At 62.5% G+C, this 12430-nt stretch carries 6 protein-coding genes; all 6 read left to right on the top strand.

All coding sequences use genetic code 11. The annotated features are described in order from the left end of the window. Positions 1-233 precede the first annotated feature (233 nt). The 6 genes from VJ464_24475 to VJ464_24450 all read left to right on the top strand — a co-directional run bounded on the left by VJ464_24475 (position 234) and on the right by VJ464_24450 (position 12430). Entirely contained in the window at positions 234-1793 is a 1560-nt protein-coding gene (locus tag VJ464_24475; GenBank protein HKQ08303.1) for a radical SAM protein, read from the top strand. Between the two features lie 52 nt (positions 1794-1845). Next, a complete protein-coding gene (locus tag VJ464_24470; protein ID HKQ08302.1) occupies positions 1846-3795 on the top strand; it encodes a PEP/pyruvate-binding domain-containing protein in 1950 nt (649 codons plus the stop codon). A gap of 359 nt (positions 3796-4154) precedes the next feature. Then, positions 4155-5342: a GGDEF domain-containing protein gene (locus VJ464_24465; GenBank protein HKQ08301.1), complete on the top strand. Its 1188-nt coding sequence runs from the start codon at positions 4155-4157 to the stop codon at positions 5340-5342. A 97-nt stretch (positions 5343-5439) separates the two neighbouring features. Beyond that, positions 5440-9837, top strand: coding sequence for a two-component regulator propeller domain-containing protein (locus VJ464_24460; GenBank protein ID HKQ08300.1), 4398 nt, complete (start codon positions 5440-5442; stop codon positions 9835-9837). Positions 9838-9874: 37 nt separating this feature from the next. After that, a complete protein-coding gene (locus VJ464_24455; protein HKQ08299.1) occupies positions 9875-10486 on the top strand; it encodes a hypothetical protein in 612 nt (203 codons plus the stop codon). A gap of 3 nt (positions 10487-10489) precedes the next feature. Beyond that, positions 10490-12430 (top strand): protein kinase, encoded by a 1941-nt coding sequence (locus VJ464_24450; protein ID HKQ08298.1) that lies wholly within the window; start codon positions 10490-10492, stop codon positions 12428-12430.

Here is a 12430-nt window from a genome sequence, read left to right as displayed (position 1 = left end):
GCTTCGCGCTGAAAAAGCAGCGACATTATGAAGCGAGCGTAAGACGTGCTGAACGTTCTTTCCCCTGTAGAGCGTAGGAAATTATAGACGGTCGGGCGGCGGCGGGCAAACCCCGCGGCGCCTCTGTTTATCACGCGGCCCTGGCATAGCCCCCCTCAAATGTGTATGCTCTCTACGCTTCTGTCTACGCTCTCTACGTTTACGAGTCAGTGGTTAATCAAAGAAAGGCCGATATGCGAATCTTACTTTTCAATCCCGATAACGGAGTAACCCGCAATTTTATGCCGCATCTCTGGATGTTTCTTCTCCAGGCGCTGACCCCTCCCGAACATGAAGTGATACTGATTGATGGCAACGCCCAGCCGATGGATGAAGAAGGCATTGCCCGCTTTGTGCGCGAACAAAAGATCGACCTGGTCGGCATCGGCGCCATGACCAGAATGATCGCCAAAGCCTACCGCATGGCGGATGCGATCCGTGCCGCCGGGGTGCCGGTTGTCATGGGTGGGCCACACGTCACAGAGGTGCCGGACGAGGCGCTGGGCAGAGATGGAGGCCCGCGCCACGCCGACGCGGTGGCTCTCGGTGAAGCCGATGAAACGTGGCCGAAGATCGTCGAGGACGCGATGCGCGGCGAGCTCAAAGAGGTTTACACGCCGACCGATGAGAACGGCAAGGAGCGCAAGCCCAGTCTCCAGCCTTACCCGGCGATTCCCTGGGAATCCATGGACCTGGATCAATTCAACATGGTGCCGCGATTCTTCGCCCCACTGCTCAAACGCTTCAGCAATGGCTGGGGGAGCTTTCGACTGATCCCGGTCGAATCCGGGCGCGGGTGTCCGTACGGTTGCGAATTCTGCACGGTGACCGGTTTCTTCGGTGATTCGATCCGCTTTCGGTCAAACGAAAGCGTGGTCGATGAGTTGCTGCGACTGAAAGCCCGTGCCCGTCGCGAGGGGGGGCAGATCGCGGTCTTCTTCATTGATGATAATTTCGCCATCAACATCAAGCGCACCAAGTCGCTGCTGCGCGACATTATCGCCACCAATGCGCAGGTTTATTGGGTCGCACAGATCAGCGCCAACCTGTTGCGCGATGAGGAGCTTGTTGACCTGATCGCGGAATCAGGGGGCAAATGGATCTTCATCGGCATGGAGTCCATAGACGCGACCAACCTGGCGATTGCCAACAAGGGGTTCAATAAGCCGGATGAATATCGAGCCGTGCTCGAAAGACTGGCGCGGCGCGACATTCATGCGATCACCTCTTTCATCTTTGGCTTAGACAACGACCAGCCCGGCGCGGCAGAGCGAACGCTGGAGCAGATTCGCAACTGGCCTGCCGGCCTGCCGGTTTTTGGTATGCTCATCCCCTTCCCTTCGACCCCGCTCTACAAGCGGCTTGAGGTGGGCGGGCGACTGACGCGGCCAAAGCACTGGCTCGATTTTAAGCCTTACCATATGGCCCACACGCCGCTGAAAATGACCATTGATCAGGCTCATGCCGAAGTCAATCATGCGTGGGCCAGCTCGTACAGCGCGAAGGCCATAGGGGAAGCCGTGGCCTCAATGAACGACAAGCCCATCGGCCACCGCATCAACATCTTCATCGCGCGCCTGTGCTTTCGCGGAATCTACTTTCCGCAGATGGGCAAGTGGGCCTGGGTCAAAGTCATCGCGCAAAATAGTGGCGTCATCTTCAGGCTGATAGGCGAGGGGCTCAGTCCCAGAAAGCGCGCCCGGCAACGACCCGCAACGGTCAGCAATGAAGTGCCAATCACCCAGGATGAATGAAGTTCTCCGCAGCCACGCTGGTTCTTCCCTGAAGCGCCGCGGCGGTGCGCTTGTGTTAACGCTGCTCGCCATCGCCTGCATCCCGAGCCAGGTGTTGCCGCAGGGCGCGCGGCGCGCGGCCGCGCGCCAGCCGGCGGGCGCAAACCCTGACGCCAGTCCATCAGCCGGCGAAGTCAAATCGCTTGGGCGCATTGCGTCGCGCAATGATTTCGACCGCCTGGCGCGCATCTACTATCGCGGGCGCTTCTATGCCTTGCCACACCTGATGTTCGTCATTGATCGGCGCGACCACGACCGCGTCTATTACGTCAACTCGAAGCGCTTCGCTTTTCACAAGGATTTCGTCAACGCCACCTACCTGTCGCTTGAGCGCGGGCGGGCGTTTTACGAGAACAACTACCTGAAAGCCGAGCGCCGCTTTCTGCTCGGCACCGTCGCTTACCAGCCGGCGCTCGACCGCTTCACCTTCGAGTTCTGGGAAGGCGACCATCTGACCAGAGAGCTGTTGGCCGCGAGCTTTGCGGCCTTGCGCCAGTCGTTTTACGCGCCGCTCACATTCAAGGCCAATTCCAGCTTGCACGAAGAAGTCGCCGCCGCGCTGAACAAAGAGGCCGCGCCGCAACTGCCGGTGCTGACGGCGCAAGAGATGGCCGGCAACCGCGACTATCAGCCGCTCAACCTCGGCGGCGGCATCGGCCAGCTTCGCATCGTCGATCACCTGACGCCCGACACCGTCATTGACCGCAACCAGATCGTCATCTTCAAAGAGGTGCCGGTGCAACTGACGCCGCTCTCAGGCATCATCACCACCGAGCCGGCGTCGCCGCTGTCGCACGTCAACATGCTGGCCAAGTCCTGGGGCATTCCGGTCGCTCACATCAAGAACGCCGACCGGCTCTTCAAGCAGCTCGAAGGCAAGTACGTGCGCCTCGACGTCAGCGAGAACGATTACAAACTGGCGCCTGCCGATGCCCGTGAAGTGACCGAGCGCAACCGCCAATGGATCAAGCGCACAGACCTGGTGACGCCGCGCGCCGATCTCAGCGAAGACCAGCTAACAGACTTGCGCGATCAGCGGGCGCGTGATGCCATTCGCTTCGGCGCGAAGTCAGCGAACCTCGGCGAGTTGATCTACGCCCGCGCCGGCGTGATGGTGCCGGCAGGCTTCACGATTCCCTTTCGCTATTATCAGGATTTCATTCGCGCCAACCGCCTCGAAGAGCGCATCGCTGCCGCGGTCGAAGAAGACCGCTTCGTCCACGACCCGGTCTATCGCAAGGCGCGGCTCGCCGAGATTCGCGGCTGGATTCAAGCCGGCCAGCCGATGCCGGCGTTCAAGAAAGCCGTGCTCAATAAAGCGCACCGCGAATACGCCGGCAAGCCGCTCTTTGCGCGCAGCTCGACGAACGCCGAAGACCTGCCGAACTTCAGCGGCGCCGGTCTCTACACGACGGTGCCGAACGTGCGCACAGACGAGCAGTTGATGGAAGCCATCAAAACGGTCTGGGCTTCGGTGTGGAATTATGAAGCCTACGAGGCACGCGAGAGCTTCGGCATGAATCACTTCGGCGTCTACCCGGCGGTGCTGATTCAGGAAGGCATCAATGCCGACAGCGCCGGCGTCGCCATCACCACTGATCCGTTCGACCCACAGGATCGCGGCGCGGTCTACATCAATGCCAAGCGCGGGCTCGGCATCAAGGTTGTCGAGGGCAAGCGCGTCGCCGAGCAGGTCATCTACCGCCCGCGCTCGCTGACGATTCAAGTGCTGACGCGCTCGGACGAAGACACCATGCTGGCCTTTGACGAAGGCGGCGGCGTCAAAGAAGTGCGCATCGAAGCCCGCCGCGCCGTGCTGACGGACGACATGGTGCGGCGGCTGGCGCGCGCCGCTCTGGCCATCAAGCGGGCCTTCGGCGGGCGCGATCAGGACATCGAGTGGGTCTACGCCGGCGGCCAGCTTTACATCGTGCAGTCGCGTCCCTACATCGCCGGCAGCTAGCTGGCAAAGGCGACGCGGGAAGAGTGACGCGGAGACGCGGGGACACGGCGACGCGGGGAAAGAAAGACAAGCGGTTAGCGCTGTCTTTTTCCCTCACCGCGTCGCCGTGTCCCCGCGTCTGCTTTTTCCCTCACCGCGTCGCCGCGTCGCCGTGTCCCCGCGTCGGGTTTGCCCGCCGCTGTGGATTAGTATTGATTTCGCAAGTGGCGGCTATTATCTTAATCACACTTATTGGCTGCCCCTCGGGTTAACAGACACACACGGCGTTGGCCGCCAGGTTTCTCGAATCTCGATTACGCGACTGCGATTGGCTGATGGCCGGTTTGCGGCGGCGTGCCTCGGGCAAGCAAGAGCTTTTGATGGACGGAAACAGCCTCAGCGTTATCGGCCTGACAATTCAATGTGCCGGCATTGTCCTGATCACCTGCCTGTCGTTCTTCATGTCGCGCTCGATTCGGCGTCCCTTCCTCGACTATTGGACAAGCGCCTGGGTCTGCATGTCTGTGGCGCTGATTTCACTGGCGGTGGGGTTCCGCACGCCGTCGCTCGCGACGATCTATTTCGCGCTCTATTTTCTGGGCGAATATGCTTTCGGATTTCTGTTCATCGCCGGCTGCCACAACTATGCAACGGGCGGCAGACTGGCGCGGCCGCACTGGCTCTGGCTCGCGGCAAGCGCCGGCTTATCGTTCGGCCTGGCCCGGCTGTCAACCAGCTTCAGCGCCGCCTTCGTGCCGCACGCGGGCATACTGGCGGTGTTGTTTGCTCTGGCGTTTCGCGCGCTGCGCCCGGCGCGGCTGTGGGGGCGGCGCAGCCTGGGATTGAGCGCCGTAAACATCGCCCTGGTGTTGCTGGCGGCAGACTTCATGCATTATGTGCCGGTCGTCGCTTATGCCGAATTCTTTCACGGCTCGATTCCCGGAAAGTATCTGCAATACACTTCGATCTACGACCTGATTCTCGAAACCCTGCTCGGCTTCGGCTCGCTGATGCTGGTGATGGAGCGCGCCCGCCACGAAGTCGAAGCCGCCAACCGCGAGTTGCGCAGCGCCCACGAGCAGTTGGAGCGGCTAGCACAAGTTGACCCGCTGACCGAGGCGCTCAACCGTCATGCGTTCTATTCGCTGATTGGCCGGCAGCGCGGTCCGGGGGCGGCGCAGCGCGGCTGCGTTGTCGTGCTCGACATAGACAACCTGAAACCGATTAACGATTCGCACGGTCACGCGGCGGGCGATGCGGCGATCCGTGCCGTGGCGCGTACCGTGCGCTCGATGATTCGCGCCGACGACCTGTTGTTCCGCTGGGGCGGCGATGAGTTTCTGATTCTCTTCTTCAACCTCAACGAGCTGGAAGCGCGCCGTCGCCTCACTGACATTGAAGTGCAACTGGCCCTCGCCCATGTGCCCGAAGCCGACGCCCCGGTGATCGTTTCACATGGCCTGGCAGCCTTCGCCGCGACCGACGAGATCGAGCGCGCCATTGACCTGGCCGACGGCGCGATGTATGCCCGCAAGCAGGCGCGCAAGGCCGGTCAGCTCGTCGGCTAAGACCGCCCATTCCTCTGCATTGAACCGGCCATCGCCCGCCGTGTATACTCGACCGTGAGAGCAACTCCCGCTTTCGTGTTGCTCATCCGGCATCGCCGTGATCACACGCAAACCACACACGCAAGTCAATGCCGCGGCCAGGCTCGCACGCCTGGTCGCCGCCGCGCTGGCGCTGCTCGCGGCCTTCGCCTTGCTGCGTGGCCTCGACGACAGCCGCGCCGCACAGCAGCCCGAAGGCGCTGCCGTCCTCGGCGTCGTTCAGGATGACCGCAATCAGCCGGTCGCCGATGTAAAGGTGACGCTGTCGTCGCCGATCTATTCGTCTTCGAAATTGACGCAAGACGATGGGCGCTTCGAGTTTCGCGGCCTCAAGCCGGGCGCTTACCGCTTGACCGCTGAAGCGGCGCGCTTTCGCAAATCGGTAACCGATATCACCATCACTCAGCCCGCTGAAACGATCAACTCGCCCATTCAACTGACGCCGACTTCGCTGCACGTCGCCGTCGTTGATGTCGGCAGCCAACCGCTGCGCGGCGTCGGCGTGACCCTCTACACCAGGGAGCGCGGCGCGGTCGGCGCGGTCGCTGAGCGCAAGGGAACAGACGAAGCCGGCGACGCTTATTTCGGCAGGCTGGCGCCGGGCGCTTATCAGATCACCGCGACGCTGCGCGGCTATGAAGAATATCGCAACGATGTGTTCATCTCGCCCGGCATCACCACCGATCTGGTGATTCAGCTACAGGCCGCGCCGGTCATCCCGATCAACGAAAAAGCGCTGACGCGCTATGGCCCGCCCAACCTGCCGTCAAAGAACGTGCAGGCGGTCTTTCAGGACAGCGAAGGCTGGATGTGGTTCGGCACAGACAAAGGCATTGCGCGCTTCAACGGCACCGACTTCAAATCGTCATCGGCTGCCGCCACGCCTTACGACGAAGTCGCCGGCGAAGACGTGCGCGCCATCGCCGAAGACCGGCGCGGCTATATGTGGTTCGGCACGCCGCACGGCATACGGCGCGTCACCAAAGGCGGCGCGGACGACGGCGCGGCGCTTGCCGGGCGCGAGGTGCGCAGCATTTTCGTTGACAGTCGCGGCACCGTCTGGATCGCCGCCGCCGACGGCCTGGTCAAATTCGACGGCAAAGACTATGTGACCTTCACTACATCGCAGGGCTTGCCGTCGAACGACACGCGGCAGGTCGCCGAAGACCAGAACGGCCGCTTATGGATTGCGACGGCCGCCGGCGCGGCGGTCATCGAAAACGACCACGTCAGCCCGTTCGCGCAATGGCTGACGGCGCACCCGGCCAGCGCCAATGCCGAGCCGCCGCCCGCCGAGCCAATGCCCGCCAAGCCGCCGCCGCGACGCGACGCGGGCGGCGCCCGCAGGCCCGCCGCGCGCCCACAATCAGGCGAGCGCGCCGCCAACGAAACGCCTGTCGCAAACGGCGGCGATGCGGCGCGCGAGACGCAAGCCATCTTCGTTGACGCCAGCGGCGCGGTCTGGATGGCGACCGATGCCGGCGTGTTGTTTTATGATGGCGCCCGCCTGGGCCGCCTCGACATCGAAGGGCTGCGCGCCGCCGCGGGCACTTCGCAAGCGCGCCCGCCGGCGGTCGCCATCCATCAAGATCAGCGTCGCCGCATGTGGTTTGCGCTCTCGCAGGGCGGCGCGCTGCTTTATGACACCGAGCGCCGCGAATCACAACGGCTCAGCTTCGTCGAGCGCGACCATGTCGCGGCGGTCTACACGGGCCGCGAAGGCGCCGTCTGGTTCGCCACCGAGAACGGCGTCGTCAGCGCCGACTTTTACAGCTTTGTCAGCTTCACCACCAGCCGCGGGCTGGCCGACAATGACGTGCAGGCAGTCGTCGAATTGCCCGCCAGTCTCGGCGCCAATCTGGCGGGCAAGCTCTGGTTTCTGACTGCCGCCGGGGTGTCGCGACTTGAAGGCGAGCGCATCGCCGCGGTCGAGCGATTGAGCGCCAACATCAATGCCCGCGCCATCGCTTTTGATAAGCAGGGCGCCATCTGGCTGGCCACCGAGCAGGGGGCGTTCCGCCTGAGCGGCCAGACGCTGATGCAGTTCAACGAAGGCAACAAGCTGGCCTCGAACAACACGCGCTGGGTGACCAGCGCCGCCGGTGGCGCGATGGTCGTCTTTGCCACGGCGCGCGGCGCGACGGCGTTTAAAGACGGCGAGGCACAGGCGATTGACCAGCTGGCGGGCACAGACGTGCGCCATGTCTTTGAAGACCGCGACGGCAGTCTGTGGTTTGCGACGGCGCGCGGCCTGATGCGCTATGAAGCCCAGACCGGCGAGTCGGAATGGTTCGACACGTCGCGCGGACTGGCCGACAACGACGCGCGCTGGACGCTGCGATTCAATGACTGGCTGTTGGTGGCGACGCGCGGCGGCATACAGGTCTGCAACCGCCGCGACGGCGGCGGCGCGAGCTTCTCGACCTTCGACGGCGAAGCCGCCAACACGATGTTTACTGACCGCGACGGCTTCCTCTGGGTCGGCACAGATGAAGGCCAGGTGAAAAAGTTCGCGCTCATCGTCGGCACAGATGAAGGCCAGGTGAAAAAGTTCGCGGCCATCGGCGGCTACCTCGTCTCGACCGTCTATCCGAGTGAGAGTTTTGCGGTGACCGGCAGCCGGGTCAATTCATTCTCCGAAGACACGCAAGGCCACATCTGGATTGCCACGGATAAGGGCGCGATCCGCCACACCCCGGTCAAGGTTCCGCCGCCGACCGTCTTGTGGCTCGAAGTTGATGGGCGCACCGATCTGCCGACCGATGCCGAGTCAGACTTCGTGCACGTGCCTTACGGCCAGCATAAGCTGACCTTTCATTTCGCCGCCGTCAGCGTCAGCGGCCAGGTGCGCTACCTCTATCGCCTGACCGACGACGACCAGGCGGCGGCATGGGAAGTGCTGGCCGTGCAGCAAGGCGTCGAGCGCGAAGTGTCGCGGGCGAACTTGAGCGAGGGCGCGCACCTGTTCGAGCTGATTGCCTTGAACCGCGACCTCTATGGCGCGCAGCAAGCGGCGGCGCGGCTACGGCTGCGCGTCGGCTCGCCTTTCTGGAAGCGCTGGTGGTTCTACGCGCTCGCCATTGCCGTGCTGGGGATGGCTCTGGGAGCCATTTTCACGGCACACAGGCTGCGCGAGCGCGAGTACGTGCTGCCCAAGCACCTGCGCCTGTTCCAGCCGATTGAGCCGAACCCTTACGTCGTCGGCAATCCCATCCGCACCGAAAAGATGTTCTTTGGCCGCGAAGACGATTTCCGCTACGTGCGCACCAAGCTCGAAGGCGCGAGCCAGGGCGTGCTGATCGTCTTCTGCGGCGAGCGGCGGGCCGGCAAAAGCTCGATCCTCTACCAGGTATTGAACGGGCGATTGGGCGAGCGCTTCATCCCGGTCTTTATTGATCTGCAAGAGATGGTCGTGTCATCGGACTCGGAATTCTTCGCGCGCATTGCGCGGCTGATCGCCGAATGCGTCGGGCGCGCCAACCGCCGCGCGGCGGCGCTGGCGGCGGGCAGCGCGGCGGCAGAGACCAGCTTTTCGGGCGACACCAGTCTCGGCAGCGCCGGGCGCTCGACGAGCGGCAGCCCCGGAACGAGCGGCAGTCCAGGCGCGAGCGGCGCGGACATCCGGGTGCCGTCATTCGACGGGCGCAATCCTTACCCGATCTTTCTCGATTTCCTTGACGAGGTGCTTGCAACGCTCGGCGACCGCACCCTGCTGTTGCTGATGGACGAGTACGAATTGATGGAGGCCAAGGTAGACGACGGCAAGCTGTCGCCGGAGCTATTCACGTTTCTGGCCGGCTTGATGGACAACAAAGAACGGCTGGCGCTGATCTTCACCGGCTCGCGCCGCCTGGAAGAGCGCGATAAGAAGTACTGGCGCGAGTTGTTACGAAGATCACTTTTCCGCAAAGTCGGCTTCTTGTCTGAAAACGACACGCGGCGGTTGATCAGCGAGCCGGTCGCCGAGCGCGTCGTCTACGGTCGCGGCGTGATGGAGGTGATCTATCGCCTGACCGCCGGGCAGCCATTTTATACGCAGGTGATCTGCCAGAACACCGTAGATTATTTGAACGAGAACGAGCAGAACTGGGTGACGCTCGGCGACCTGACGCACGTCATTCAAGAGATCGTTGACAATCCGCTGCCGCAGATGATCTACAGTTGGGACGGCTTGTCGGACGACGAAAAGCTGGTGCTGTCGCTGCTTGCCGAAGTCTTGCCGGATGGCAACGACTACGCGCCGGCGGCGGACTTGCGCGCGGCGGTGCGCGCCAACGAGTACCCGGTGAATCTGTCGGAGACGACCATCCGGCTGACCCTTGAAGAGATGTTCCGCCGCGAGCTGTTAGAGAAAGACGCCGCCGACGGCTTTCGTTTCAAGATCGATCTGTTTCGCCTGTGGATTCGCCGCTCGCATTCGATCTGGCAAGTGGTCAAAGAGGTCAGAACGCTTTAAACTGGATTTTGGCTTCAAAACCGAGTCGGGATTCAATATGAAAAAACTTACACTCGCGCTGCTCGCGGTCATGTGGATTGCGGCAGCAGCGACCGGATACCAAAAACCGCCGGCGCAGTCGGGCGAATCGAAAAGGTATAGCCCCGAGGGCTGTGGCTTGTCGCTGGAGTTAGGGGCGCAGCCTCAGAAAATGGACCTGCCGCTGCCGGAAGATGTTTCGCGCAACATTTATTATCTCCACGGCTACTCCAGTATCGGCAAAGGCTTCGGCGTGCTCATTACCCATGTGTCTGCGCCGACCCTCCTCAATCCGAAGATTCTCGCCGAGGGTGTCGTCAAAGGCATCATCATCAACGCGCAAATAACCGATTTTTCCTACTCGACCGAACCGAGTACGGAAACGCAAGCGCCCTTGAAGGGCAGCTACAAACAGAATGGCGTTGCCCTGGAATTCAACGGCATCGCCCTCAGCCAGGGCAAACAAGCCTGGGTCGTCGCAACCATCTATAAGCAGGCGGACAAGGCTTCGCAGTCCATGTCGGAGCGCGTTCTATCTTCGGTCAAGGTGGGCGGGCCGCCCTGTCCCGAACAGGAAGAAAAGATCGGCAAGCAGCTCGGCTCGGCGGCAACCGTTACGACAGGCGAATAAATCATGTCGCGCAATCCGTACCTGAATCGCGTTGCCATCAAAGACCCGGCGCAGTTCTTCGGGCGCACCCGCGAGGTGTCGAAAATCTTCTCGCGCCTGACCGCCTCGCGCCCGCAATCAATCTCGGTGGTCGGCGAACGCAGGATCGGCAAGTCGTCGCTCTTAAACTACGTCAACCATCCACAGGTGCGCGCCCGCCAACTCGATCAGCCGGACGCGTATGTCTTCGCCTTCATCGATCTGCAACAGAAGCGCCGCATCACGCCGGTCGAATTCTTCAAAGAGCTTTTCGAGTTGATGGCCAAAGAGACCGGCGACGACGCGCTCGCCGCCGAGGAGGCGAGCTTTGATGCGATGCGCGCCGTGCTCGAACGCTTCCGCCGCCGCTCGCGCAAGCTCATCGTGCTGCTCGACGAGTTCGACGCCATCACCACGAACCGCGCCTTCGACCTGGAGTTCTATTCTTTCCTGCGCTCTATTGCCAACAACTATGACGTGGCTTATGTGACCAGCTCGGCGCGCGACCTGCAAGAGCTTTGTCATACGCAGCTGATTGCCGACTCGCCGTTCTTCAACATCTTCACCAACGTCTTCCTGCGCGCCTTCACGCGCAAAGAAGCGACCGACTTGATCACCCGCCCGTCAGCCGAGGCGGGCTTGCCGCTCGGCGGATACGCCCGCCGCGTCATGGATATTGCCGGTTATTTCCCCTACTTTTTGCAGATCGCCTGCTCGGCCTACTTCGATTACCTGGACGAAAACGACGGCAAGCTCAACCGCGAAGAGGTCGAGGCGGTCTTTCTCGACGAATCGCGCGGCCAGTTCCGCTTCATCTGGGATCACATGAGCGACAGCCACCGCCGCTGCGTGCGCGAATTCGCCGAGCAGGAGCAGGTCGGCAAAGAGCAGGCGCAGGCTTACGAAGACTTGAAGCGCGCCGGTTACTTCATCGAAGAGGAGCGCGGGCCGCGACTGTTTTCGACGCTGTTTGAGACGATCATCTCGCGCCCGCGCGTCATCACCACCGAATTGAAAGACACGGATCGCGCCGCCCTCGCCGTGCATGACGGCAAGACCGAAAAGGTCATTGCGCCGCCGCTGCTCGAAGCTCACGGTCACATCGGGCGCTTCGACATTCGCTCGTCGCTCGGCGCCGGCGGCATGGGCGAAATCTTCGAGGGCTACGACACAGACCTGCACCGCCCTGTGGCCATCAAGGTGCTGGCCGCCAAGCACATCGAAGACGAGACCATGAAGCAGCGCTTCCTACGCGAGGCGCGCATGGCGTCGCAATTGAACCACCCGAACATCGCGACGATCTACGAGATCGGCGAGGCCGCCGGCAACCCTTACATCGTCATGGAGTACGTCGCCGGCGAGACCCTGGCGGCGCGCATCGAGCGCGGCGCGCTCGGCTTGCACGAGATCAGCGACATCGGCGCGCAGGCCGCGGACGCCCTCTTTGAAGCGCATGAGCACGGCGTCGTTCATCGCGACATCAAGGCATCGAACTTGATGATCACGCCGCGCGGCAAAGTGAAGGTGCTGGATTTCGGATTGGCCAAGCCCATCCCGCTGCTCAACCGCGCGGTCAGCAAGACGCGACTGACGGAATCGGGCGTGCTGCTTGGTACGGTGAATTACATGTCGCCGGAGCAGGCGTCGGGGCGCGGCGAGGTCACGCACCTGTCGGACATCTTCTCGCTCGGCGTCGTCCTCTACGAGATGACCACCGGACGTTTGCCTTTCGAGGGCGAGACCTATTTTCAGACCATCGAAGCCATCACGCGGCGCGCGCCATCCAGCGTGAAGAAGCTGCGCAAGGACGCGCCCGAGGCGCTGGTCGCGGTGATCGAGCGCATGCTCAAGAAGGCGCCCGCGGATCGCTACCAGTCAGCGGCAGACATCGCCGTCGACTTGCGCCGCCTTGAAGACCAGCCGTGA

This window comes from Blastocatellia bacterium, from assembly GCA_035275065.1.
In the GTDB taxonomy this organism is placed as follows: domain Bacteria; phylum Acidobacteriota; class Blastocatellia; order UBA7656; family UBA7656; genus DATENM01.
This window is presented reverse-complemented; position numbering and strand designations above follow the sequence as displayed.

Bases quoted from the DNA above. Each gene is read 5' to 3' on its own strand.
- VJ464_24475 (HKQ08303.1), top strand. From the start codon at position 234: ATGCGAATCTTACTTTTCAATCCCGATAACGGAGTAACCCGCAATTTT.
- VJ464_24450 (HKQ08298.1), top strand. From the start codon at position 10,490: ATGTCGCGCAATCCGTACCTGAATCGCGTTGCCATCAAAGACCCGGCG.
- VJ464_24455 (HKQ08299.1), top strand. From the start codon at position 9,875: ATGAAAAAACTTACACTCGCGCTGCTCGCGGTCATGTGGATTGCGGCA.
- VJ464_24465 (HKQ08301.1), top strand. From the start codon at position 4,155: ATGGACGGAAACAGCCTCAGCGTTATCGGCCTGACAATTCAATGTGCC.